Origin of the sequence: Serratia surfactantfaciens (assembly GCF_001642805.2) — a bacterium.
GTDB lineage: Bacteria > Pseudomonadota > Gammaproteobacteria > Enterobacterales > Enterobacteriaceae > Serratia > Serratia surfactantfaciens.
This window is the reverse complement of the sequence record NZ_CP016948.1, coordinates 2,702,050-2,727,144: the sequence shown is the minus strand read 5'-3', so window position 1 is coordinate 2,727,144 and position 25,095 is coordinate 2,702,050. Positions and strand designations below refer to the sequence as shown.

At 62.7% G+C, this 25,095-nt stretch carries 22 protein-coding genes and 1 tRNA gene; 15 read left to right on the top strand and 8 right to left on the bottom strand.

Annotation, left to right across the window (positions count from 1 at the left end):
• The first annotated feature begins 3 nt into the window (after positions 1 to 3).
• On the top strand, positions 4 to 1,131 hold the full coding sequence (locus ATE40_RS12835; protein WP_063919696.1) for an NADH-dependent flavin oxidoreductase: 1,128 nt from the start codon (positions 4 to 6) through the stop codon (positions 1,129 to 1,131).
• A gap of 193 nt (positions 1,132 to 1,324) precedes the next feature.
• On the opposite strand, the gene ATE40_RS12830 is transcribed toward ATE40_RS12835, so the two are convergent.
• A tRNA-Asn gene (locus ATE40_RS12830) sits at positions 1,325 to 1,400 on the bottom strand.
• A gap of 433 nt (positions 1,401 to 1,833) precedes the next feature.
• On the opposite strand from ATE40_RS12830, the gene ATE40_RS12825 reads away from it, so the two are divergent.
• The 5 genes from ATE40_RS12825 to ATE40_RS12805 all read left to right on the top strand — a co-directional run bounded on the left by ATE40_RS12825 (position 1,834) and on the right by ATE40_RS12805 (position 6,874).
• On the top strand, positions 1,834 to 2,952 hold the full coding sequence (locus ATE40_RS12825) for a branched-chain amino acid ABC transporter substrate-binding protein (RefSeq protein WP_019452435.1): 1,119 nt from the start codon (positions 1,834 to 1,836) through the stop codon (positions 2,950 to 2,952).
• A 125-nt stretch (positions 2,953 to 3,077) separates the two neighbouring features.
• Positions 3,078 to 3,992: an ABC transporter permease subunit gene (locus tag ATE40_RS12820; protein ID WP_019452436.1), complete on the top strand. Its 915-nt coding sequence runs from the start codon at positions 3,078 to 3,080 to the stop codon at positions 3,990 to 3,992.
• 10 nt (positions 3,993 to 4,002) lie between these two features.
• Positions 4,003 to 5,289, top strand: a complete 1,287-nt coding sequence (gene livM / locus ATE40_RS12815) for a high-affinity branched-chain amino acid ABC transporter permease LivM (protein WP_063919653.1) — start codon at positions 4,003 to 4,005, stop codon at positions 5,287 to 5,289.
• A complete protein-coding gene (locus ATE40_RS12810) occupies positions 5,286 to 6,161 on the top strand; it encodes an ABC transporter ATP-binding protein (protein ID WP_063919652.1) in 876 nt (291 codons plus the stop codon). Before livM ends, ATE40_RS12810 begins: the two co-directional genes overlap by 4 nt.
• A complete protein-coding gene (locus ATE40_RS12805) occupies positions 6,158 to 6,874 on the top strand; it encodes an ABC transporter ATP-binding protein (protein WP_019452439.1) in 717 nt (238 codons plus the stop codon). Before ATE40_RS12810 ends, ATE40_RS12805 begins: the two co-directional genes overlap by 4 nt.
• A gap of 29 nt (positions 6,875 to 6,903) precedes the next feature.
• Here the strand turns inward: ATE40_RS12805 and ATE40_RS12800 are convergent, their stop codons facing one another.
• Positions 6,904 to 7,326, bottom strand: a complete 423-nt coding sequence (locus ATE40_RS12800) for a winged helix-turn-helix transcriptional regulator (protein WP_063919651.1) — start codon at positions 7,324 to 7,326, stop codon at positions 6,904 to 6,906.
• A gap of 86 nt (positions 7,327 to 7,412) precedes the next feature.
• On the opposite strand from ATE40_RS12800, the gene ATE40_RS12795 reads away from it, so the two are divergent.
• Positions 7,413 to 8,360, top strand: a complete 948-nt coding sequence (locus ATE40_RS12795; RefSeq protein WP_063919650.1) for an aromatic alcohol reductase — start codon at positions 7,413 to 7,415, stop codon at positions 8,358 to 8,360.
• 13 nt (positions 8,361 to 8,373) lie between these two features.
• Here the strand turns inward: ATE40_RS12795 and ATE40_RS12790 are convergent, their stop codons facing one another.
• Entirely contained in the window at positions 8,374 to 9,060 is a 687-nt protein-coding gene (locus tag ATE40_RS12790) for an aspartyl/asparaginyl beta-hydroxylase domain-containing protein (protein ID WP_019452443.1), read from the bottom strand.
• 26 nt (positions 9,061 to 9,086) lie between these two features.
• On the opposite strand from ATE40_RS12790, the gene ATE40_RS24715 reads away from it, so the two are divergent.
• From ATE40_RS24715 to ATE40_RS12760, 7 genes are all read left to right on the top strand, one after another.
• Entirely contained in the window at positions 9,087 to 9,254 is a 168-nt protein-coding gene (locus ATE40_RS24715) for a hypothetical protein (protein WP_156785426.1), read from the top strand.
• A gap of 73 nt (positions 9,255 to 9,327) precedes the next feature.
• Positions 9,328 to 10,518, top strand: a complete 1,191-nt coding sequence (locus ATE40_RS12785) for a sugar transporter (protein WP_019452444.1) — start codon at positions 9,328 to 9,330, stop codon at positions 10,516 to 10,518.
• Positions 10,519 to 10,691: 173 nt separating this feature from the next.
• The gene (locus ATE40_RS12780) at positions 10,692 to 12,086 is read left to right on the top strand and encodes an MFS transporter (RefSeq protein WP_063919649.1); all 1,395 of its coding nucleotides are present in this window, start codon (positions 10,692 to 10,694) and stop codon (positions 12,084 to 12,086) included.
• A 142-nt stretch (positions 12,087 to 12,228) separates the two neighbouring features.
• Positions 12,229 to 13,059 (top strand): alpha/beta fold hydrolase, encoded by an 831-nt coding sequence (locus ATE40_RS12775; protein WP_063919648.1) that lies wholly within the window; start codon positions 12,229 to 12,231, stop codon positions 13,057 to 13,059.
• A gap of 9 nt (positions 13,060 to 13,068) precedes the next feature.
• Positions 13,069 to 13,494, top strand: a complete 426-nt coding sequence (locus tag ATE40_RS12770) for a DoxX family protein (protein ID WP_063919647.1) — start codon at positions 13,069 to 13,071, stop codon at positions 13,492 to 13,494.
• Positions 13,487 to 15,097, top strand: coding sequence for an MFS transporter (locus tag ATE40_RS12765; RefSeq protein ID WP_019452448.1), 1,611 nt, complete (start codon positions 13,487 to 13,489; stop codon positions 15,095 to 15,097). The genes ATE40_RS12770 and ATE40_RS12765 overlap by 8 nt, the downstream gene beginning before the upstream one ends.
• 96 nt (positions 15,098 to 15,193) lie before the next feature.
• Positions 15,194 to 16,246, top strand: coding sequence for an NAD(P)H-dependent flavin oxidoreductase (locus tag ATE40_RS12760; RefSeq protein ID WP_025160327.1), 1,053 nt, complete (start codon positions 15,194 to 15,196; stop codon positions 16,244 to 16,246).
• A gap of 40 nt (positions 16,247 to 16,286) precedes the next feature.
• On the opposite strand, the gene ATE40_RS12755 is transcribed toward ATE40_RS12760, so the two are convergent.
• From ATE40_RS12755 to ATE40_RS12740, 4 genes are all read right to left on the bottom strand, one after another.
• A complete protein-coding gene (locus ATE40_RS12755) occupies positions 16,287 to 17,576 on the bottom strand; it encodes an alginate export family protein (protein ID WP_063919646.1) in 1,290 nt (429 codons plus the stop codon).
• 41 nt (positions 17,577 to 17,617) lie between these two features.
• A complete protein-coding gene (locus ATE40_RS12750; RefSeq protein ID WP_063919645.1) occupies positions 17,618 to 18,517 on the bottom strand; it encodes a VOC family protein in 900 nt (299 codons plus the stop codon).
• A gap of 512 nt (positions 18,518 to 19,029) precedes the next feature.
• A complete protein-coding gene (katG, locus tag ATE40_RS12745; RefSeq protein WP_019452452.1) occupies positions 19,030 to 21,225 on the bottom strand; it encodes a catalase/peroxidase HPI in 2,196 nt (731 codons plus the stop codon).
• Between the two features lie 251 nt (positions 21,226 to 21,476).
• Complete coding sequence (locus tag ATE40_RS12740) at positions 21,477 to 22,901, bottom strand: coniferyl aldehyde dehydrogenase (RefSeq protein ID WP_244889044.1); 1,425 nt, start codon at positions 22,899 to 22,901, stop codon at positions 21,477 to 21,479.
• A gap of 203 nt (positions 22,902 to 23,104) precedes the next feature.
• On the opposite strand from ATE40_RS12740, the gene ATE40_RS12735 reads away from it, so the two are divergent.
• Entirely contained in the window at positions 23,105 to 23,935 is an 831-nt protein-coding gene (locus ATE40_RS12735; protein ID WP_060420350.1) for an alpha/beta fold hydrolase, read from the top strand.
• Positions 23,936 to 24,002: 67 nt separating this feature from the next.
• Here the strand turns inward: ATE40_RS12735 and ATE40_RS12730 are convergent, their stop codons facing one another.
• Positions 24,003 to 25,055, bottom strand: coding sequence for a porin (locus ATE40_RS12730; RefSeq protein WP_063919643.1), 1,053 nt, complete (start codon positions 25,053 to 25,055; stop codon positions 24,003 to 24,005).
• Between the last annotated feature and the right edge of the window lie 40 nt (positions 25,056 to 25,095).

The window sequence follows — 25,095 nt, the reverse complement described above, 5'->3', positions numbered from 1 at the left end:
ATTATGAAAGATCCATTAATGCAGCCATTTTTATTTAAAAACGGCCTTGAGATGCGCAATCGCATCGTGATGGCCCCAATGACCACCTGGTCAGCCAATGATGATGAAACTATTTCAGATGCAGAGTTAGCCTATTATCGGGCACGCGCGACCGGTGTTGGGTTGGTGCTGACAGGCTGTTCCCATGTACAGCGAAATGGCATCGGGTTTACTCATGAGTTCGCGGCCTATGACGATCGCTTTATCCCGAGCCTGAAACGGCTGGCGGATGCCGCTAAAAGCGGCGGCGCGCCGGCGATCCTGCAACTCTTTCACGCGGGAAATAAAGCCGTTCCGGCCTTGATCTCCGATGGCGACCTCGTTGGCGCCAGTGCGCTAGCCGCACCGGCAGGCCCGTTTAACGATGGCAAAAAAGCCGGCCGCGCGTTAAGCCATGACGAAATTCTGACTGTGATCCGCGATTTTGGCGAAGCCACTCGCCGCGCGATTGAGGCGGGGTTCGATGGCGTAGAATTGCATGGCGCCCATGGTTTCCTGCTCCAAAACTTTTTCTCCCCGTATTTCAATCAGCGCACGGATGAATGGGGCGGTTCTCTGGAGAATCGCATGCGTTTCCCCTTGGAAGTGGCGCGCGAAGTTCGGCGAGTTATCGAACGCCATGCTACACAGCCTTTCTTATTGGGGTATCGGTTGTCTCCGGAAGAATCCGGCGAAAAGGGACTGCGTATAGATGATTCTCTGGCGTTGGCGAACCAATTGACGGAAGAGGCGCTTATCGATTATTTGCACATCTCGTTGCACCATGTACTGACGGACACCCCTCGGGATGACGAGGATGAAAAGAGTACGCTGGCAAGGTTCATTGAGCTGAATAACGGCCGTTTGCCGATACTGGCCGCCGGAAAAATCACGTCGTCGGACGTGGCACGGCAAGCGCTGGATGCCGGATTGTCCATGGTCGCTTTGGGACGCGCGATGGTTATGAATCCCCAATGGGTGGAGAGAGTACAATCAGGTCATGAAGGAAGCATGAACGTCAAACTCAACGCGTCGCAAGATCCGGATGAATTACAGATCCCACATAAACTGTGGCAAGCGATTCAAAATACCCCAGGCTGGTTCCCGAGCTGAAGACCGCCATTGTCATGTTGTCCCTGGGTCGGTGATGATGTGCTGACATGCACCGTAAACCCTATTGAAACACCGGTTAGCGATCCAGATAGCCGGTGGTCATTCCTGGATGAATGAACCCTCTCTTGCAGCGAGTTATAACCCGAAAAGCAAAAAGCCCGCTTAAGTTTCCTTAAGCGGGCTTCTCTAAATATGGCTCCTCTGACTGGACTCGAACCAGTGACATACGGATTAACAGTCCGCCGTTCTACCGACTGAACTACAGAGGAATCGTGTGAACGGGGCGAATAATAGCGGGGCACCTGGGGTTTGTCAAAGCGCTAAACTGCAAAAAAAGCGCGTTTGCTGGCGGAATGAACATCTTGCGCTGTTTTTCGGCATTTTCCATCGCTGTGCGGTGATTTTGTGGCCCACAACGATTGCACAAGCCTTTGCACGGCGATGGTGCAAGGCCGTTCTCCCTCTCACGCTAGCCGCACTGCCCAGACTCTCGGTTATCCCCGCCACACGCTGCGCTGCAACTGATATGTAGGATGAATAAGCAAACAATATGTATTCGTCGTCACAATGGCTGGATTTTTGCTTACCCATTTTTGGGGAATGCGACTGCGCTCTCAAGAAAATTATTTTCCCCGTCTACACATAAAGTGACTGATCCGCGCCCCAGGGCGTTTCGCTACAACAGTGCTGAGGAAGATAACAATGTCATCGAAATTGATAAAAAGTCCGCTCGCTGCTTTGCTCATCGGTTGTTTAGGCACGGCCTTTTCTGCGCAGGCCGATATCGTCATCGGCGTCGCCGGGCCGTTCTCCGGGCCGAACGCCACCTATGGCGATCAGTATTGGCGCGGCGCTTCGCAGGCGGCGGCGGACATCAACGCCGCCGGCGGTATCAAAGGGGAAAAAATCAAGCTGGTGCAGGGGGATGACGCCTGCGAACCGAAACAGGCGGTCGCGGTCGCCAACCGGCTGGTGGATCAGGACAAGGTCTCGGCGGTGGTCGGCCATTTCTGCTCCTCTTCCACCATGCCCGCCTCCGAGGTGTATGACGAAGCCGGCATCATCGCCATCACCCCCGGCTCCACCAACCCGCAGATCACCGAGCGCGGCATGAAGACCATGTTCCGCATGTGCGGGCGCGACGATCAGCAGGGCGCGATCGCTACCAACTACATGCTGGATACGCTGAAGGCCAAACGCATCGCGGTGATCCACGATAAAGATACCTACGGCCAGGGGCTGGCGGACGCCGCCAAGGCGGCGATGAACAAACGCGGCGTCACAGAGGTGCTGTATGAGGGGCTGTCGCGCGGTGAAAAAGACTTCAACGCGCTGGTGACCAAGATCGCCTCGGTCAAGCCGGACGTGGTTTACTTCGGCGGCTGTCATCCGGAAGCCGGGCCGCTGGTGCGCCAGATGCGCGAGCAGGGCGTGACCGCCAAGTTCTTCTCCGGCGACTGCGTGGTGACCGAAGAGCTGGTGACCGCCGCCGGCGGGCCGCAGTACACCAACGGCGTGCTGATGACCTTCGGCAACGATCCGCGCCTGATCCCGGAAGGCAAGGCGGTGATCGCCAAGTTCCGAGCCAGCGGCTTTGAGCCGGAAGGCTACACCCTCTATTCCTATGCCTCGATCCAGGCGATCGCCGCCGCCTTCAACGCCACCGGCGGCAAAGACAGCGCCAAGGCCGCCGAATGGCTGAAATCGCACGACGTGGACACCGTGATGGGCAAGAAAGCCTGGGACCAGAAGGGCGACCTGAAGGTTTCGGACTACGTGGTCTATCAGTGGGATGACAAGGGCAAATATCACCAGCTTTGAACAACCCAATACTGAAGTTGTGACCCCATGACAGACGGGCCCGCCGCTGTGGCGCGCCCGTTCCGCGATGACCTTTGGGCCGCATCGGACTGCGTTGGCGGCCTTACCAGGCGAGACTGCTCATTATGGATGTATTCTTTCTGCAACAGCTGATCAACGGCCTGACCCTCGGTGCGGTGTATGGCCTGATCGCCATCGGCTACACCATGGTTTACGGCATCATCGGCATGATCAACTTCGCCCACGGCGAGGTGTACATGATCTCCGCCTATCTCTGCGCCATCGGTTTGGCGCTGCTGTCGTTCTTCGGGCTGCACTCGTTCCCGCTGCTGATCCTCGGCACGCTGGTGTTCACCATCGTCATCACCGGGGTGTACGGCTGGGTGATCGAGCGCATCGCCTACAAGCCGCTGCGCAACTCCACCCGCCTGGCGCCGCTGATCTCCGCCATCGGCATGTCGTTAATCCTGCAAAACTACGCGCAGATTAGCCAGGGGCCGCGCCAACAGGGAATCCCGACGCTGCTGAGCGGCGTGTTCCGCCTGGAGTTCGACGGCGGCGTGCTGCAGATTACCTACACCAAGGTGTTTATTCTGGTGGCGTCGCTGCTCGGCATGGCGATCCTCACCTACATCATTCAGCGCACCCGGCTGGGGCGCATCTGCCGCGCCACCCAGCAGGATCGCAAAATGGCCTCGATCCTCGGCATCAATACCGATCGGGTGATCTCGCTGGTGTTCGTGATCGGCGCCGCCATGGCCGGGCTGGCCGGCGTGCTGATCACCATGAACTACGGCACCTTCGATTTTTACGTCGGTTTTATCATCGGCATCAAGGCCTTTACCGCCGCAGTGCTGGGCGGCATCGGTTCGCTGCCGGGCGCGATGCTGGGCGGGCTGCTGCTTGGGGTGGCGGAGGCGCAGTTTGCCGGCATGGTGAACTCGGATTATAAGGACGTGTTCTCCTTCGGGTTGCTGGTGGCGATCCTGATCTTCCGGCCGCAGGGCCTGCTCGGCCGGCCGCTGGTCGCCAAGGTTTAAGGAGAACGCCATGTCGCAATCCGTGATCAACGGCGGGCTGGACGTTAAACGCAGCCTGCTGGACGCCGTCTTGGCCGGGCTGATCGCTCTGATCGTGTTCGGGCCGATCGTCGGCATCGTGCTGAACGGCTACAGCTTCAACTTCGAGCCGCACCGGCTGGTGTGGATCATCGTCGCGGTGATGGCCGGGCGGCTGCTGCTGAGCCTGTTCCTGCAAACTGCGCCGGGGCGTAAGGTGTTGGCGCGCTTCGACGGCGGCAACGACGGCGTCTACGTGCGGCCGCTCGGCTATAAATCCAACCTGCGCTGGATCCTGCCGCTGATGGCGGCGATCGCGTTGCTGTTCCCGTTTGTCGCCACCAAATACCTGCTGACGGTGGCGATCCTCGGCCTGATCTACGTGCTGCTCGGCCTGGGGCTGAACATCGTGGTCGGGTTGGCGGGGCTGCTCGATCTGGGGTACGTGGCGTTTTACGCCATCGGCGCCTACGGGCTGGCGCTGGGCTACCAGTATCTCGGGCTGGGGTTCTGGACGATGCTGCCGCTGGGCGCGCTGATGGCGGCGCTGGCCGGCGCATTGCTGGGCTTCCCGGTGCTGCGCATGCACGGTGACTACCTGGCGATCGTTACGCTGGGGTTCGGCGAGATCATCCGGCTGGTGCTGAACAACTGGATGTCGCTCACCGGCGGGCCGAACGGCGTCTCGGTGCCGGCGCCGACGGTGTTCGGCCTCGAGTTCGGCCGGCGGGCCAAAGAGGGCGGGGTGCCGATCCACGAGTTTCTCGGCATCGATTACAACCCCAATCTCAAGTTCATTTTCATCTACGCGGTGCTGTTTTTGGTGGTGCTGCTGGTGCTGTATATCAAGCATCGGCTGACGCGCATGCCGATCGGCCGCGCCTGGGAGGCGCTGCGCGAGGATGAGATCGCCTGCCGCTCCCTCGGGCTGAACCACGTGCTGGTGAAGCTGTCGGCCTTTATGCTGGGCGCCTCCACCGCCGGGCTGGCGGGGGTGTTTTTCGCCACTTATCAGGGCTTCGTCAACCCGACTTCGTTCACCTTCTTCGAGTCGGCGCTGATCCTGGCGATCGTGGTGCTGGGCGGCATGGGTTCCACCCTCGGCGTGGTGCTAGCGGCCTTCGTGCTGACGGTGGCGCCGGAGTTGCTGCGCAGCTTCGCCGAATACCGGGTGCTGTTGTTCGGCGTGCTGATGGTGGCGATGATGATCTGGCGGCCGCGCGGGCTGGTGCGCATCAGCCGATCCAGCTTCGCTGAGCGCAAGGGGGTGGCGCCATGAGCGACGCCATTTTGCGGGTGGAGCACCTGATGATGCGCTTTGGTGGCATCAAGGCGCTGAACGACGTCAATCTGGAGGTGGAGCGCGGCTCGATCACCGCGCTGATCGGCCCCAACGGTGCCGGCAAGACCACGGTGTTCAACTGCCTGACCGGCTTCTACCGCGCCACCGGCGGCGCGATCCTGCTCAATACCCACAAGCGGCCGACCGACGTGATCCAGGTGCTGGGGCAGAAGTTCCGCGCCGGCGACTGGATACGCCCGAAGCGGCTCGGTTCGCGTCTCTACTACAAGATGTTCGGCGGCACGCACCTGGTGAACCGCGCCGGGCTGGCGCGCACCTTCCAGAACATCCGCCTGTTTCGTGAAATGTCGGTGGTGGAGAACCTGCTGGTGGCGCAGCACATGCAAAGCAACCGCAACCTGCTCGCCGGCGTACTGAACACACCGGGCTATCGTCGGGCGGAGAACGCCGCGCTGGATCGCGCCTTCTACTGGCTGGAGGTGGTGGATCTGGTGGACTGCGCCAACCGGCTGGCGGGGGAGATGTCCTACGGCCAGCAGCGGCGGCTGGAGATCGCGCGCGCCATGTGCACCGCGCCGGAGATGATCTGCCTCGACGAGCCGGCCGCCGGGCTGAACCCGGTGGAGACGGCCACGCTGAGCCGCATCATCCGTTTTCTGCGCCAGCATCACGGCATCACGGTGCTGTTGATCGAGCATGACATGGGCATGGTGATGGAGATCTCCGATCGGGTGATCGTGCTCGATCACGGCGACGTGATCGCCCGCGGCACGCCGCAGGAGATCCAACACAACGACGCGGTGATCGCCGCCTACCTGGGCGCGGACGAAGAGGAGCTGGCGGGATGAGCGAAGCGATGCTGGAATTTCGCGAAGTGGACGTGTTTTACGGGCCGATCCAGGCGCTGCGCAAGGTGTCGCTGCAGGTCAACGCCGGCGAGACGGTGGCGCTGATCGGCGCCAACGGCGCGGGCAAATCCACGCTGTTGATGTCGATCTTCGGCCAGCCGCGCATCGCCGGCGGGCAGATCCTGTTCGGCGGTGAGGACATCAGCCGTCGCTCCACGCACTACGTGGCAGCCGGCGGCATCGCGCAGGCGCCGGAAGGGCGGCGCATCTTCCCGGACATGAGCGTGGAGGAGAACCTGCTGATGGGCACCATCACCGTCGGCAATCGCTATCTGGCGGAGGATTTACAGCGCATGTTCGAGCTGTTTCCGCGCCTCAGGGAGCGGCGCAATCAGCGGGCGATGACCCTGTCGGGCGGCGAACAGCAGATGCTGGCTATCGCCCGCGCGCTGATGAGCCGGCCGAAGCTGCTGCTGTTGGACGAGCCGAGCCTGGGGCTGGCGCCGATCGTGGTGCGGCAGATCTTCGGCGTGCTGCGCGAGCTGACCCGCAGCGGCATGACGCTGTTTCTGGTGGAACAGAACGCCAACCACGCGCTGAAGCTGTCCGATCGCGGCTATGTGATGGTCAACGGCCAGATCCGCCTCACCGGCAGCGGCCAGGAACTGTTGAACGATCCTGAGGTGAGAAAGGCCTATCTGGGCGGCGGCTGAGTGCCTCCCAAGGGCAGGGAAGCCCGCGTTCATTCCTCGACGGCGTTGCGCTGTTGGTCATCGTAGTGCGAGCGGGCCGTCCTGAAAGCGTCGGCGGAGGAGATAATCCACGACCAGAGCGGCAGCATGTTGAGCAGCATCGTTTCCCCCGCTTCGGTGATGGCGTACACCACGCGGGGCAACTTTTCCTGATAATCGCAGCGCGATATCAGCCCGTCCCGCTCGAGATGGCGCAGCGTCCGCGTCAGCATTCTCTGCGTCACGCCCGCCAGCTGGCGGCTTATCTCGCCGTGGCGCAGCGGCCCGTGAGTGCCCAGGATATGCAATACCCCCAGCGACCAACGGTTGCCCGCATGCGCGAGGATCTCACGCTTCAACCCTTCATCGTCGTTGCTCAGTTCTTCACAGAACGCCTGCGAAAATTGCAGCAGCGCTGCGCGATCGCTCGTCATATTCCTCTCCGGTATCACGGGTGTACCTAATTGAACCCGTTTTTGTCAGCTGTCAGGATGACGCAGTGTTAAGACAGGAGGCAAGAATGAAATCCACAAATCCATCTATCAATACCGTGCTCATACTCGGCGCCGGTGAACTGGGGCTGCCGGTATTGCGTGCGATGAGCCGGCACGCTCAGCGGCATGCGAATGTCACCATCAGCGTGCTGCTCCGGCCGGAGGCCGCCCGCGCCGTCAGCGGCCCGCATCGGGCGCGGCGGGATGAGCTGACGCGGCTCGGCATCGCCGTGGTGGAAGGCGATCTGCAGCAAAACGGCGTGGAGGCGCTGAGTGCGCTATTCCGTTCCTTCGACGCGGTGATCAACTGCAGCGGCTTTGTCGGCGGGGCGGGCACGCAGATAAAGATCACCCAGGCCGTCTTGCAGGCGGGCGTGGCGCGCTATTTCCCGTGGCAGTTTGGCGTAGATTACGATGTCGTGGGTAAAGGCAGCGGGCAGCAGGTGTGGGATGAACAGCTCGAGGTGCGCCACCTGCTGCGTGCGCAGCGTGCGACGGAGTGGGTGATTGTTTCCACGGGCATTTTCACCAGCTACCTGTTTGACCCCGGCTTTGGCGTGGTGGACGCGGCAAGCAAAACGGTATGCGCGCTGGGCGACTGGCGCTATGCGGTGACGCTGACCACCCCTGAAGACATTGGCCGGCTGACGGCCGAGATTTTTTTCCATCGGCCCGCGTTTCGTAACCAGGTGGTTTATATCGCCGGCGACACGTTGACCTACCGCGAGCTTGCCGATCTCCTGCAGGCGCACTGGGGCGTCGAGGTCAACAGAACCCTGCTCGACTCCGCACGGCTGCAGGAGGCGGTGCGGAACCATCCGCATGACGTCGGCGCCAAATACCGGCTGGCTTTCGCCCGGCCCGACGGCGTAGCCTGGGACAAGGCGGCAACCTTCAATGCGCGTCAGGGCCTGCTCACCACCACCGCCGGCCAGTGGCTGGCGCGGTATTGGCCGGTCGCTCACGGCGGTTGATCGCCTGAGCAGTTCAGAACTGGCGCTGCATCCAGCGCACGTTCAGCCGCACCAGCGCGATGATGGCGCTGGAGAGCAGCCGCAGCCCGCCGGGCATGTCGCGACGGCGGATATCCAGCAGCAGCACGGTGCGCACCTGCGCGCTGTCGTTCCACACCTCGTGTTCGAAAGTGTCGTCCCACAGCATGAATTCCCCCTCATGCAGACGGTATTCGCGGCCGTCCACTTTCAGCACCGCCGCCGGTACGCCGTCGGCGCGCTTGGGCATGTCCAGCACCAGATAGCCGCGCAGAATGCCGCGGAACGGGCCACGGTGGGGCGGCACCTGCTTGCCGGGCGCCAGGAAGGAGAGCGAGGCGGACAGCACGTCCGGCGAGGAGGCGATCAATGCCGCCAGCGCAGGGCAGCGCGCCAGGTTGCGGGCGATCGGCTGGCCGTAGGCCTTCATGATGAACATGCGCCAGTCGCGCGCGTCGTTGGCGGAGATAGACTCCTGTTGGATCATGATCTCGTGAAAGCGTGGGATATTGTGCAGATCGTGGGCGACGGTCAGCGCCTCTTCGCGGATCTGCCGCCACTGGGCGGTGAAACGTTCCGCATCGGGGAACAGCGCGGCGCTGTCGAGCACCGGTTGGCCCTGAATGCGACGATCGTAAACATTGCGCAATGCGAGCACGGACCAATCATAAATCGCGGACATAATGACCTCGCCTCAGGAAACGCCAAATGGACACTGCGCGCGGTTCTTCGGCGCGGCGCATCGTCTTGCGGCGGCTGAAGGAAGAGCGGCAGGAAAAATTGGTACGCTTCAAGAGATTAGCACAGCATTTGTGCAACCGTGTGTCTGCGAGTGTGTCGAAATGCGGCGAAAAAAACCACACAATTAAAGTGTGACGCGTATCGCATTTAGCGCGGCGGTTGGTTAAAATATCGCTACTTGCCCGCACCTGTCCGGATTTTGTTTACCATGGAACACGCACCCGTTTCGCGCTCAACCGCCTGGTTGCGCGTGGTTATCCTCGCCGTCTCGGCCTTTATCTTCAACACCACCGAATTTATTCCGGTCGGGCTGTTGAGCGATATCGCCGCCAGCTTCTCGATGCAAACCGAACAGGTCGGCCTGATCATCACCATTTACGCCTGGATCGTCGCCGCCGCCTCGCTGGCGTGCATGCTGCTGACCAGCAAGATCGAGCGCCGCAAGCTGCTGATCGGCGTGTTCATCCTGTTTATCGCCAGCCATGTGCTGACCGCCGTGGCCTGGAACTTCACCACGCTGGTGATTTCACGCGCCGGCGTGGCGCTGGCGCACTCGGTGTTCTGGTCGATCACCGCCTCGCTGGCGATCCGCGTGGCGCCGCCGGGCAAGAAAGCGCAGGCGTTGAGCCTGCTGGCGGGCGGCACCGCGCTGGCGATGGTGCTCGGGCTGCCGCTCGGGCGGGTGGTCGGGCAGCTACTCGGCTGGCGCATGACCTTTATCGGCATCGCGGTGTGCGCCACTCTGGCGCTGGTGCTGCTGTGGCGCCTGCTGCCGGTGCTGAAAAGCGAGCACTCCGGTTCGCTGGCCAGCGTGCCGCTGTTGTTCAAACGCCCGGCGCTGGTGGCGCTGTACATGCTGACCATCATCGTGGTGACGGCGCACTTCACCGCCTACAGCTACATCGAGCCGTTTATCCAGACCGTGGCCGGGCTGTCGGAAAACTTCACTACGCTGATGCTGCTGCTGTTCGGCGCCGCCGGCATCGTCGGCAGCCTGCTGTTCAGCCGCTACAGCGAGCGGTTTCCTTCCGGCTTCTTTATCGGCGCCATCGCGCTGCTGGCCCTGAGCCTGCTGCTGCTGTTGCCGGCCGCCGGCAGCGAAAGCCACCTGACGGTGCTGTGCATTTTCTGGGGCATGGCGATCATGGCCATCGGCCTGTCGATGCAGGCCAAGGTGCTGAGCCTGGCGCCGGACGCCACCGATGTGGCGATGGCGATCTTCTCCGGCCTGTACAACTTCGGCATCGGCAGCGGCGCGCTGTTGGGCAATCAGGTGAGCCTGCATCTGGGGATGGGCAACATCGGTTTCGTCGCCGCGCCGCTGGCGCTGATCGCCCTCGGCTGGTGCCTGCTGAGCTTTTACCGCAGCGAACGGTTGCAGCAGCACCACAGCCGTTAATCCACCGATTCGGGATGCCGGCCGGCATCCCGCGCTACATTTTCTCGCTATAAAACAGGCCGCTGCAGCGTTTTATGCTTAACTTTTTTTCATAGTCTGCTAATTAAAAATTTAACTCCGGCGTCGCTTCGCTAGCATAGAAAGTCATCAAAAATGTTAATGCGAGGTTAACGGTGAGTGACTCTATAGCGGCGTCGCCGATCCATGCGCGGGATTTGGCGGCCAGAATCGACGCCTTGCCCGCGTCGGCCGGCCTGTGGCGCTTTATCATTTTGCTGTCGCTAGGCGGCTTTTTCGAACTCTACGATCTGTTCCAGACCGGCTATATCAGCACCGGCCTTATCGCCGACGGCATTTTCCACATCGGGGCGCTGGGCGTCTTCGGCGTGTCGGATCAGGCGGCCTTCGCCGCCGCCACCTTTCTCGGTCTGTTCGTCGGCGCCAGCCTGCTGAGCCCTTACGCTGACCGCTTCGGCCGCCGTGCCACCTTTATGTTTGCCCTGATCTGGTATGGCGCCTTCTCGCTGTTGCTGGCGTTTCAACAGCAGGCGGAATGGGTGATCTTTCTGCGCTTTCTGGTGGGAGTGGGGCTCGGCATCGAGCTGGTGACCATCGACACTTACCTGACGGAGTGGGTGCCCGCGCACTTGCGCACCCGGGCTTTCGCCTTCGCGTTCTTCGTGCAGTTCCTGTCGGTGCCGGCGGTGGCGCTGATGTCCTGGTGGCTGGTGCCGCAGACGATTTGGGGGCTGAGCGGCTGGCGTTACGTGGTGATCGCCGGCGCGCTGGCCTCGCTGGTGATCTGGCTGGTGCGCAAGGGGCTGCCGGAGTCGCCGCGCTGGCTGGTGCAGCAACGGCGCTATGCGCAGGCGCGGCAGGTGATGCAGGACATGGAACGGCGCTGCGGCGTGGCGGCCGCGGAGTTTCCGTTGCGCTCGGCTGAAGAGGCCGACGGCGCGCCGCAGCGCGGCCGCTTTCGCGACATCTGGGCGCCGCAATATCGCGATCGCACGCTGATGCTGGTGGTGATGAACTTCTTTCAGGCCATCGGCTTCTTCGGCTTCGGCAACTGGCTGCCGGCGCTGCTGTCGGGCAAGGGCGCGTCGGTCACGCACAGCCTGCTGTACGCTTTCTTCATCACGCTGGCCTATCCGCTGGGCTCGCTGCTGTGCAGTTTTTACGCCGACAAGATGGAGAACAAGTGGCAGATCGTGTTGTCTTGCCTGGTGACGGTGATCTTCGGCTCGCTGTTCGCGCTGCAGAACAATCCGCTGTGGCTGATCCTGTGCGGTTTCTTCATCACCTGGTCCAATGCCTGGCTGACCTACAGCTACCACTCGTATCAATCCGAGATCTTCCCGACCCACATCCGCGCCCGCGCCGTCGGTTTTTGCTACTCCTTCAGCCGCCTGTCGACGGTGTTCAGCAGCATCATCATCGGCATTATCTTGCAGTACGGCGGCTCGCTGGGGGTGATCGCGTTTATCGTCGCCAGCATGCTGATCGTGATGCTGGTGATCGGGCTGTTTGGCCCGAAAACGCGCGGCATCGATCTGGAAAACATCTGACGTTATGCGCCGGCGGCTACGCCGGCCTCTTCAGCAAAAAAACTCGCGATCATGCGAAAATTATTCCGTTATCACTGCCTTTACGCCTGCCGTACTGTTAACCCGTACAAAATCCAATTCGATACCGAACGGGGAGCACGTCATGAGCACTCTTACCGCGCCCGATGGCGCACGCATTTTCTATAAGGATTGGGGCCGCGGCCAGCCGATCCTGTTCTCCCACGGTTGGCCGCTGTCCGCCGACGCCTGGGACAACCAGATGCTGTTTTTCGGCCAGAGCGGATTCCGCGTGATCGCTCACGATCGCCGCAGCCATGGCCGTTCGGATCAAACCTGGTACGGCAACGACATCAATCAATACGCCGACGATCTGGCTTTGCTGATAGAAACGCTGGATCTGCGCGATCTGATCCTGGTCGGCCATTCCACCGGCGGCGGCGAAGTGGCGCGCTATATCGGCCGTCACGGCAGCAGTCGGGTGGCGAAGGTGGTGCTGGTGGGGGCGCCGGCGCCGCTGATGCTGCAGACGCCGGCCAACCCCGAGGGCTCGCCGATGGCGGCGTTCGACGGCATTCGCAGCGGCGTGGCGGGCAACCGCTCGCAGTTCTTCAAAGATTTGGCGGTGCCGTTCTACGGCCTCCACTGCGATGAGGTCGAGAGCAACGCGGGGCTTATCGACAGCTTTTGGCTGATGGGCATGCAGGGCGGCGTGAAAGGCCAGTACGACGGCGTGCGCGAGTTCTCCGAAGTGGATTACACCGCCGATCTGCTGGCGATCGACAAGCCGACGCTGCTGGTGCACGGCGACGCCGATCAGATCGTGCCGTTCGAAGCCTCGGCGCAGAAAGCCGCTAAGCTTATGCAACAGGCGGAGCTGAATGTTTACGCTGGCGGCTCACACGGTTTGGCGCAGACCGATCCCGATCGCTTCAACGCCGATCTGCTGGCCTTTATCCAGAATTCGCCATTCTAAGGGGGCGCGATGAATATTACCGATATCGCCGCCCGCTGCGCTCAGCGGCTGCATGCGCCCGCGGTGCGCTGGCTGCTGCTGCTCGCGATTTGCGCCGCCTACATTCAGGGCGGGCTGGTCAAGGCGTTGAATGTCGAGGACGCGGTCGCCGAGATGACCCACTTCGGCCTGCAGCCGGCGGCGCTGTTCGCCGTGCTGGTGACGCTGTTTGAACTGGCGGCGTCGGCGCTGATCCTGAGCGGTTTTTACCGCTGGCTCGGCGCGTTGGCGCTGGCCGGTTTTACCCTGATGGCGACGCTGATGGCCAATCCGTTCTGGCAGTTCGACGGCGCGGAACGCGGCCAGATGATGAACGGATTTTTTGAACACCTCGGGCTGGCCGGCGCGCTGTTGCTGGTGGCATTTAACGATTTGAAGGAGCGAACGGATGGCTGAACAGACGGAAAACAAGGCGGCGGCGGGCGGCTTCGCGCCGCTGAAAATCCCATTATTTGCGGTGCTGTGGGGCGCGACGGTGCTCGGCAACGTCGGCAGCTTTATGCGCGACGTCGCCAGCTCGTGGCTGATCACCGACCTGTCGAGCAACCCCTCGGCGGTGGCGCTGATGCAAACCGCCGCCACGCTGCCGGTGTTCCTGCTGGCGATCCCGGCCGGAGTATTGTCGGACATTCTCGATCGGCGGCGCTTTCTGATCTTCGTGCAAATCCTGCTGGCCTGCGTCAGTGGCAGCCTGCTGGTGCTGTCGCAGACCGGTGCGCTGACGGTGGAATACCTGCTGGCGCTGACCTTTGTCGGCGGCATCGGCGCGGCGCTGATGGGGCCGACCTGGCAGGCGATCGTGCCGGAACTGGTGCCGCGCGCCGAGCTGAAAAACGCCGTGGCGCTGAACTCGCTGGGCATCAACATCGCCCGCTCCATCGGCCCGGCGGCCGGCGGCCTGCTGCTGGCCAGCTTCGGCGCCGGCGCGGCCTACGGCGCGGACGTGATGAGCTATGTGCTGGTGATCGCGGCGCTGCTGTGGTGGAAGCGGCCGAAGGCCGAAGACAGCGGCTTGTCGGAGCATTTCTTCGGCGCCTTCCGCGCCGGTCTGCGCTATGCGCGTTCCAGCCGCGAGCTGCACGTGGTGCTGCTGCGGGCGGCGGTGTTTTTCGCCTTCTCCAGCTCGGTCTGGGCGCTGCTGCCGCTGGTGGCGCGCCGCATGCTGGGCGGCAGCGCCGGTTTTTACGGCGTTCTGCTGGGGGCGGTGGGCGCCGGGGCGATCCTCGGGGCTATTGTGCTGCCGCGTCTGCGCCAGCGGCTCAACGCCGACGGGCTGGTGCTGCTGGCGGCGGTGCTCACCGCCGTGGTGATGGCGGCCCTGTCGCTGGCGCCGCCGCAGTGGCTGGCGGTGGTGCTGCTGTTGGTGCTGGGCGCCGGCTGGATCATCGCGCTGACCACGCTCAACGGCGCGGCGCAGGGCGTGCTGCCTAACTGGGTGCGCGGCCGCGGCCTGGCCATCTACCTGATGGTGTTCAACGGCGCGATGGCGGCGGGCAGCCTGCTGTGGGGGCTGGTGGCGCAGGAGCTGGGCGTCGCCGCCACGCTGCTGGTCGGTGGCGTCGGCCTGTTGGCGGCGGGGCTGCTGTTCCACCGTCTGCGTCTGCCGACCGGCGAGGCCGATCTGCAGCCGTCGAACCATTGGCCGGAACCGTTGGTCAACACGCCGGTCGAGAACGATCGCGGGCCGGTGATGATTCAGGTGGAATACCGCATCCGCGAACAGGATCGCCCGCAGTTCTTGCGCACTTTGCTGATGCTGGAGCGGGCGCGCCGTCGCGACGGCGCTTACGCCTGGGGCATCACCGAGCATACCGGCGATCCGGAATGCATCATGGAGTGGTTCCTGGTGGAGTCCTGGGCGGAGCATCTGCGCCAGCATCAGCGGGTGTCGCACGCCGACGCCGATCTGCAACAGGAGGCGCTGGGCTTCCATATCGGCCCGGACAAGCCGGTGGTGCACCACTTCCTGTCGCTGGATCGGCGTCAAGTGAAGCATTAACTGCACGGCCAGGCGGCGAGAAGGTGCTATGCTTTTGGTCGGTTCGGCGGCGCGGCCGCCGTAAGACGAATGTAGTCCACACAGGGAGACACATTGATGACGGCACCTTCTGCTTTTGCCCGCGAGCTTGGGTTGCGCTATCCGATCGTTCAAGGGCCGATGAACGGCGCGTCGCCGCCGGCGTTGGCGGTGGCGGTGAGCAACGCCGGGGCGCTGGGATCGTGCGCGGCGGCGCTGTTCTCGCCGGAGGTGATCCTCGAGCGCGTGCAGCAGATCCGCGCGCAGACCGCCGCGCCGTTCAACATCAACCTGTTTCTGCTCGATGAACAGCACCCGGATCTCGCCGAGCTGAAACGCGCCCAGCACCTGCTGCGGCCGTTCCGCGAAGCGTTGGGGCTGAGCGAGCCGCCGATCCCCGCCAAATTTGCCGAAAACAACCGCGACCAGATCGCGGCCTTGCTGGAGGCTGCGCCGCCGGTGGCCAGCTTCACCTTCGGCGTGCTGCCGCGCGCGACGGTCACGCAGTTCAAGCAGGCCGGTTCGCGGGTGATAGGCACCGCCACCACGGTGGCGGAAGCCCGCGCCTGGGAAGAGGCGGGCGCCGATTTTGTCTGCGTTTCGGGCGCGGAGGCGGGCGGTCATCGTCCGACCTTCCTCGGCGATATCGAGCAATCCTGCGTCGGCCTGATGGCCCTGTTGCCGCAGGTGGTGGCGGCGGTGAAGATCCCGGTGATCGCCGCAGGCGGCATCATGAACGGTCGCGGCATCGCGGCGGCGCAATTGCTGGGCGCGCAGGCGGCGCAGCTCGGCACCGCGTTTCTGTGCAGCCCGGAATCGGGCATCGCCGACGCCTGGCGAGCGGCATTGCGCAACGCCGGTGATGACAGTACGCGCCTGACACGCGCCTTCAGCGGCCGCCCGGCGCGCGGCATCGTCAATGATTTCATGCGCCAGATGCGCGCGGAGGAGGGGCAGATCCTGCCTTATCCGGTGCAGAACGCGCTCACCGGCGATATCCGCCAGGCGGCGGCCAAGGCCGGGCGCGGGGAGTTCATGTCGCTGTGGGCCGGGCAGGGCGTAGGCCTGGCGCGGCCGATGCCGGCGGCGCAGCTGGTCGCCACCCTGGCGGCGGAGTTGGCTGCGCTGTAAGACAGACGGGGCGCCTGGTTCGGCGCCCTTTTTATTGACGTCAGAAGCTGTAGGTGCCCTGCGCCAGGACGAAGTTCATGTCTTTCAGCCCGGCATGTTGCTGCAGGCTGTGGCCGACGTCGAAGTAGACATAGGCCACCTTGAACTGGAGATCGCTTCTCGGCGTCCAGGCGGTTTCGACCTGATACTGATTGCCGATAAAGCGCGAGCCCTGCTCGCTGCCTTTCACCGGGCGCATCGGCCCGAGATAGAAGGCGTCCTCGCGGCGTTGCCGCCATAACGCGTCCCAGCTGAAGTCGATGGCCAGGGTTTGCCACGGCGTGATGGTGACCGAAGGGTGGATGGCGATCAGGTTAGCCGGCGCCACCAGCCCGTTCTCGGTCAGATAGGGCAGCTTGGGGTACATGGCGTTGAAGGTATTGAGCTGCCCGTCATGGCCGTTTTTATCGCCGCTGGCGATGCCAATCTTGCCGCCGAAGCGCGGCTGCCAGCGCCAGTCGCTCACCGTATAGCCGGCGTGCGCCGACGCGGACCAGGCGCGGATGTCGCGCTGTTCTGCGCTGCCGAACTGCCAGGCGGCCTCATTGTCCCAGTCGAACCCCTGTGCCGTGCCGAAAATGCGCGCGCCGACGGTATAGCGCCGCTCTTGCCCGTTGAGCTGCGCGTAATGGGCGTCGTTATCTTCAAAGCCAAAGGTGTAGAGATCGAGCGAAGAAGCCAGCGGCGTCAGCGGCGTGGTGCCGTAGAGCCCCCAAACTTTTTGGCTGTTGTCGGTATCGTCGTCGAAACTGCCGGTTTTAAGGGTGACGGGATGGCCGATAAAGGCGTCGAGGCGGTTTTTATCCTTGGCCCAGCTGGCGCGGATGGCGTCGAAAGAACGGCGCACGTTGGGGCCGTCGCGGGTGCCCATCAGGTGCAGCGAACCCAGCGCAATCTCCTGGCGGCCGACCCGCAGGGTGCCGAGGCCGTAGGCGGTGGGCAATTTCATATCCACATAGCCCTGGCCGAGATAGGCGCGATCTTCATCGGTTGGCTTGCGCCCATGGTCGCGCATCGTCGCCAGCGAAGATCCCAACTGGACGTAGGCGCCAAAATAGTCGCCGTAGTCGAGGCGTGCGCCGATCAGCAGGCGCTGCATTAAAGTGTCGTCGCGCCCGCCGCTCAGATCGCGTTGATCCGTCCATTCATAGCGCTCGCGCAGTGAACCGTCGAAAGACAAGGTGGCCGCATCGCCCAACGGGATGTTTTTCCAGGGCGCAGCGGTGGGTTCCGCCGCCAGAGCGGGCAGTGCGGAGAACAGCAAAAGTGCGGGAAGCGTGCGTTTCATCATGGATATCCGAAGAAAAAAGCGCGCCGCAGCGCGCCTTGGGTTTATTTAGCCGTCTGGTGAATTTCGGCGATATAGCCGCCGGGGAAACGCACCAGCGCCGAAGCGCGGCTTTCCGCCGCCGTCGAATGCCACAGCACCTGTGCGCCGCTGGCCGTCGCTTTGGCCAGCGTGGCCTGCAGATCCTCGACGCCATAGCCGGTGCGCTCATGACCGAACGGATAAGGCAGGTGCCCGTCGGTGACGAAAATGCGCGTTTTGCCAAACCGCGAATCCAGTTCGATTTGGCGGATCTTGCCGTTATCGTTGCGGCCGATCGCCGCATCGCTGACCTGCTCGTCGCGCACGACCTTACCGTGCGAGAACGCCTGATAGCTTTTCAGGAAGTCATCGACGCGGTAGGCGGAGAGATACAGGCGGTTTTCCGGCACGCTCAGCAGCGGCCGGTAGTTGGGCGCTTTGGTGTGCCAATAGAGCTGCATATTGACGCCGCCGGGCCATTGGATCACCGCGTCGCGGCCGATCGGATCGTCGAAAGGCTCAACCTGCACATCGGCGCCGGCGGCCTTGGCTTGTTGAATGGCGGCATCCATATCCCTGACCAGAAAACCGTTGCGCTCGGTGCCGAACGGGTGCGGGATCGGCGTTTTGAAATCGAACACCGAGAAGCTGCCGGCCGGCGTCAGTATCAGCTGGGAATAGGTTTCGCTCGGCGTGGGCGTGACGTTGACCAGCACGCGTTCGGTGCTGGTGCCGCCGAAGGTTTTCAGGATGCTGTCGACAAAGGCATCCATTTTGCCGCGTTCCACATAGACATGCGTGGTGTCGTATTGCGGCCCCACGGCGACAGACGCCGTATCGGCCGCCCATGACATTGCCGGGAGCAGCAGCGCAAGGGCTGATATCCTCAGCCGACGAGAAGAAATACCGATAATGTGTTGCATGATGACCTCCAGGTTGCGGTTATTTTCCTGAGTGCAGCGTAATTTCCTATGGGCTTTCCCGTCGGCTGAAAATAAAAAACCAAAAACGCAACGTGCGTGATGAAACGCTAAGTAGGGGCGAAGTTCTGACGCCCCGGCGAATATGGCGCAGGTGCAGAACATTTATTCTTATTGGCGTAAACGGTGAGGCGCCCGGCCAGCAGGCCAGCTGTCGCTAAGGGACGGCGCTGATAATGCGGCCCGCCTCGTCGCGTGTTGAAGTGAATCGAGGATAATCCATAACGGTCTTCTCCTTGCTGGGATATATCGTATTGGCACGCTGAATTTACGTTCTTCATTGCCCTCTAAATATAAATACAGCATTAAGAGAATTGCCGCCCATCAAATTTTTATATGACTTGTTGAGTAAATACGAATAAGCGAGGAGATGAAATATAACGACGGGCGCTGAGCGGAGGCAGTGTTGATCTCGGGAAAAAAACGGCCTGCCGAAGCAGGCCGTTGCGGGGAGTTTACGCCAGATCGAAACGATCGAGGTTCATCACTTTGTTCCAGGCGGCGACGAAGTCATGGGCGAACTTCTCTTGCGCGTCGGCGCTGCCGTAGACTTCGGCCAGCGCGCGCAGCTGCGCGTGCGAACCGAACACCAGATCGACGCGGGTGCCGGTCCACTTGACCGCGCCGCTGCGGCGATCGCGGCCTTCGAACAGGCCGTCCTCGCCCACCGGGTGCCAGGTGGTGCCCATATCGAGCAGGTTGACGAAGAAGTCGTTGGTCAGCGCCTGCGGCCGCTGGGTGAACACGCCATGCTGCGCGCCGCCGACGTTGGCGCCGAGCACCCGCAGCCCGCCGACCAGCACCGTCATTTCCGGCGCGGTCAGGGTCAGCAGCTGCGCCTTATCGACCAACAACGCTTCGGCCGGCACGCGGTATTTGCCCTTCAGGAAGTTGCGGAAGCCGTCGGCGAGCGGCTCCATCGCCTCGAAAGAGTCCACGTCGGTCTGTTCCTGCGAAGCGTCGGTGCGGCCCGGTGCGAACGGCACCGTCAGGGTCAAGCCGGCGTTCTTCGCCGCCTGTTCCACGCCCGCCGCGCCGGCCAGCACGATCAGATCCGCCAGTGAGACGCGCTTGCCGCCGGTTTGCGCATCGTTGAAGGCGCGCTGGATGCCTTCCAGCGTGGCCAGCGTCGCGGCGAGCTGCGCAGGCTGGTTGACCGCCCAGTCCTTCTGCGGCGCCAGGCGAATGCGCGCGCCGTTGGCGCCGCCGCGCTTGTCGGAACCGCGGAAGCTCGAGGCCGACGCCCAGGCGGTGGAAACCAGCGTTGAGACCGGCAGGCCGGAAGCCAGCACCTTGCTTTTCAACGCGGCGACGTCCTGCTCGTCGATCAGCGGATGATCGACCGCCGGAACCGGATCTTGCCAGATCAGTTCTTCCTGCGGCACTTCCGGGCCGAGGTAGCGCGCGCGCGGCCCCATGTCGCGGTGGGTCAGCTTGAACCAGGCGCGGGCGAAGGCGTCGGCCAGCTCTTCCGGGTGTTCATAGAAGCGGCGCGAAATTTTCTCGTAGGCCGGATCGAAACGCAGCGACAGGTCGGTGGTCAGCATGGTCGGACGGCGTTTCTTGTTCGGGTCGAAGGCGTCGGGGATGGTTTCGCCGATGTCTTTCGCCACCCACTGGTGCGCGCCGGCCGGGCTTTGGCTCAGCTCCCATTCGTATTCGAACAGGTGGCGGAAGAAGTCGTGGTTCCACTGGGTCGGGGTGGTGGTCCAGGTGACTTCCAGCCCGCTGGTGATGGCGTCTTTGCCGACGCCGGTGCCGAAGGTGCTGTGCCAGCCGAGGCCTTGCTGTTCCAGCCCGGCGGCTTCCGGATCGGCGCCGACGTTAGACGCCGGGCCGGCGCCGTGGGTTTTGCCGAAGGTGTGGCCGCCGGCGATCAGCGCCACGGTCTCTTCGTCATTCATCGCCATGCGGGCGAAGGTTTCACGGATGTCGCGCGCGGCGGCCACCGGATCGGGGTTGCCGTCCGGCCCTTCCGGGTTGACGTAGATCAGGCCCATCTGCACCGCCGCCAGCGGGTCTTCCAGGTCGCGGTCGCCCGAGTAGCGGCTGTTCGGCCCGCCGCTTAACTCCAGCCAGATCTTCTCAGATCCCCAGTAGACGTCGTCCGGCTCCCAGGTGTCGGCGCGGCCGCCGGCGTAGCCGAAGGTTTTGAAGCCCATCGATTCGAGCGCCACGTTGCCGGTCAGGATCAGCAGGTCGGCCCAGGAGATGTTGCGGCCGTATTTTTGTTTGATCGGCCACAGCAGGCGGCGCGCCTTGTCGAGGCTGACGTTGTCCGGCCAGCTGTTGAGCGGAGCGAAGCGCTGCTGGCCTTCGCCCGCGCCGCCGCGGCCGTCGCCGATACGGTAGGTGCCGGCGCTGTGCCAGGCCATGCGGATGAACAGGCCGCCGTAGTGGCCGAAGTCCGCCGGCCACCATTCCTGTGAGTCGGTCATCAGGGCGTGCAGATCCTGTTTGACCGCCGCCAGATCGAGGCTGTTGAAGGCGTCGGCGTAGTTGAAGTCTTTATCCATCGGATCGGACAGGGGGGAGTGTTGATGCAGCGGTTTCAGGCTGAGCTGATTAGGCCACCAATCCTGATTGGTGGTGCCGTCCTGCGGTGCGGGCTGTTTGCCGCCCGAAAACGGGCATTTGCTTTCAGTTGTCATAATGCGCTCTCTGCTTCCGTATTGGGCTCCAGGCGTGGAGCGGTTAACAAGACATGCGGGTAAGGCTTGCGTCGGGTGTTGCGCTAAATAACTGAACTCAATCGATCCACATCGCCCCGGCCGCTAACGGGCAAAGGGCGACTCATGGCTAAGCTTAGTCAGCGGCGGCGGAGAGATAAAATAGGAATGATTGAATACTGTGATAGCTTTCAGCGATTCAAGGCCTTGCCGTTGATAGGCAACGCGGCGCCTTATCGACGCCGCAGCATGATCTTGAGCACCGCGTCCGCCAGTTTGCCGAACGGGGCGCGCAGCAGATCGGTAAAGTGCCAGCGGCTCTGGATGAAGACGCCTTTGGCGTGGCTCAGCGCCCGGAACCCTTCGATGCCGTGACAGGCTCCCATGCCGCTGGGGCCGATGCCGCCGAACGGCAGATCGTCCTGGGCGAAGTGCAGCAGGGTGGTGTTGACGCTGACGTTGCCGGAGGTGGTGCGCGCCAGCAGCCGTTCCCGCTCTGCGCCGGCCGGCCCGAAGTAGTACAGCGCCAGCGGGCGCGGCCCGGCGTTGATAAGCTCGATCGCCTCATCAATAGCAGCGTAGGTGCGTACCGGCAGCAGCGGCCCGAAGATCTCCTCTTGCATGATCCGGCTGTCGTCGGGCGCGCCGACGATCAGCGTGGGGGCCAGGGTTTTTGCCCGTTCAGACGCAGATTCAGGGCGATGGCCCACCGGAACGATCCGCGCGCCCCGCGCTTGCGCGTCGGCCAGCAGGTCTTGCAAACGCTGATAGTGCCTGTCGCTGATGATGGCGCCGTAGTCGCTGCCCGTCGGCCCTGTGGGGTAAAACGCTTTGACCGCCGCGTCGTAGAGCGCAATGAAGTTCTCCACATCGTTCTGATGGATCAGCAGGTAATCGGGCGCGATGCAGGTTTGGCCCGCGTTCGACAGCTTGCCGAATGCCAGGCTGTTGACGTCTCTGGCGGTGAGCGCATCGCGCGCCATGACCGCAGGGCTCTTGCCGCCCAACTCGAGCGTCAGCGGCACCAGATTTTTAGCGGCTGCCTGCATGACCTGACGGCCGATCGCCGTGCTGCCGGTGAACACCAGGTGATCGAACGCCAGTTCGCTGAACCTGGCCCCGATCTCTGGCCCGCCGGTCACCACGGCGACCTTGTCGGCGGGAAACTGCGCCGCCAGCATCGTCTCGATGAGTTGGCTGGTGTGCGGCGTGAGTTCCGAAGGTTTCAGCATCGCGCGATTGCCGGCGGCCAGGGCGGTGGCCAGCGGGATGAGCGTCAAGGATAACGGGTAGTTCCACGGTGCCATGACGCCGACCACGCCCTTGGGTTGGTATTGCACATAGGCGCGCCCGGCCTGGTATGGCAGGGCGACGTGGCGGCGCTCCGGCTGCATAAAGCGCTTCAGGTTGCGCAGCAGATAATCGATCGCCTGCACGGTGACCAGAATTTCCAGAATGTCGGTTTCGTAAGGCGAGCGGTGGCCGAAATCCGCGCTGACGGCCGCCGTCAGTGCGCTGCGCTGGGCCAAAATGGCGCTGCGCAGGCGGCGCAGGGCGTCCTTGCGTTGAGCGATCGTCGGCGCGCCGTCGCGCAGGAAGGCACGGCGTTGGGCGGCAAGCCGTTGCTTCATCGTCATGGCGGCGTCATCTCCTGGCACTTGAATACTCCTGATACCGAGCTTGTTGGGTGGGGGCACACCGTCTGCAGAACTGCATTTGACCTTAAAGTAAGGTTTAAACCTATACTCGTTAAGCGATCAACGCAAGATCGCCGGCCAACCGGGATGAGGGAGCTTGCCATACCGGCGTCGTGAGCACTATCCGTCTTATTTTCTGACAATGTGTAAATGGGAGAAACGACATGGGTTACGTAACGACCAGCGATGGCGTCGAGATTTTCTACAAGGATTGGGGCCCCAAAAACGGCAAGGTCATCTACTTCCACCACGGCTGGCCGCTGTCCAGCGATGACTGGGATGCCCAGATGCTGTTCTTCGTGAACAAAGGGTTCCGCGTGGTGGCGCACGATCGCCGCGGCCACGGCCGCTCCAGCCAGGTGTCGGAAGGGCACGACATGGACCACTACGCCGATGACGTCGCCGCGGTGGTAAAACACCTCGGCGTGCAGGGCGCGATGCACGTGGGCCACTCGACGGGCGGCGGCGAAGTGGTGCGCTATATTGTGCGCCACGCCGAGGACAAGGTGTCCAAAGCGGTGCTGATCAGCGCGGTGCCGCCGCTGATGGTAAAAACCGACGCCAATCCGCAGGGTACCCCCAAAGCGGTGTTCGATGATTTCCAGGCGCAGCTGGCCGCCAACCGGGCACAGTTCTATTACGACGTGCCCGCCGGCCCGTTCTACGGCTATAACCGCCCGGGCGCCAAACCCTCTGAGGCGATTATCTGGAACTGGTGGCGCCAGGGCATGATGGGCGGCGCCAAGGCGCACTACGACGGCATTGTCGCCTTCTCGCAGACCGATTTCACCGAGGATCTCAAGAAGATTGCCATTCCGGTGCTGGTGATCCACGGCGACGACGATCAGGTGGTGCCTTATCAGGACTCCGGCGTGCTGTCGGCCAAGCTGGTGCAAAACGGCACGCTCCATACCTATAAGGGCGCGCCGCACGGCATCCCGACCACCCATGCCGATCAGGTCAACGCCGATCTGCTGGCGTTCGTGAACAGCTAAAGACTCAACGCGTCGCGAGCCTCGCCCCTCACCGGACGGGGCTTTTTATTGGCTGCGGGAGAGCGGATCAGCAGTGATAGCTGATGCCCATATCGAGCTTGTCCGACGCATCGACGCCGGCCGCGTGCTGCGAAAGGTTATTGAATTCATAGTTAATGAACACCTGCATATTGCCGTTGAGCAACCAGGTGACCCCCAACTCCTCATAGTTCAATAAGTCCGTGTTCCGGCCTGCCCGGGCCTGTATCAAGCGGGTATAGCCGATGTTGGGTTGAATATGGTCCGTCAGCCGATATTTGGCGAGCGCTTCATAGCTTGACGCCGAACCGTGGTTAGCGGTTTGTTGCGGGCTGATGGCGTTGTCGCTTTGGGTGAACACGGCCGCAAGATAGATTTTTTTCGACGCATAGAGAACCCCTTCGGCCAGCGTATCGATGCGCCGGCGATAGCCGGCGGCGTGTTGCTGCCGCTGCGTGGTTTGAGACGCCGAGGCGGCGGCGATGAGGCTGAGCGTCGGCGTCAGCGCATAACGGAACGAGGCGCCGAATCCGTTGCCGTTTTGTTTGCCCGGCGCTTGCCGTTCGTCGCCGTCTTTGAACTGGTATTGCAGCGCGAGGGCGGCGCGCCGCTGAAACAGGCTGAAAGTTTGGCGGTAGGTGAGCAGGTTATGCGCCCGGCCGCGCATAAAGTTGTCGATGTAGTTGTAGGCCATCTCTCTAAACAGCGGAGAGCGATCGGTCAGGGCGGTCACATCATAAAGCACGCCCCAGTTGCGGCCGATATCGAGGCTGCCCAGGGCGGCGTTTTGCACGCCGATATAGGCGAGCCGGGTGCTGTTGCGCGTCGCGTCGGCGAAGCTGACGGTATATTCCCAGTGGGCGTAGGCCTGCCAGCGCGGCGCGATCTTTTTTTTGCCTATCAGGCCGAAATAGAGGTAGCTGCGGTCGCCGTCGTCGCGTTCGTTGTGGCCGCTGTAGCGTCTGGCGATAATCGTGCCGTAGAAATTCAGGCTGTTTTGCTGCGATCCCGTCAACGACACGGCGAAGGCGCCGCGCGGTAACAAGGCCAGCAGGGGGAAAAGCATGCCCGCCGAAAAATAACGAGGATTGCGTTTTATCATGATGGCACCGTCCCTGTGCGCGGCAAGCCCGTGAGCTTGC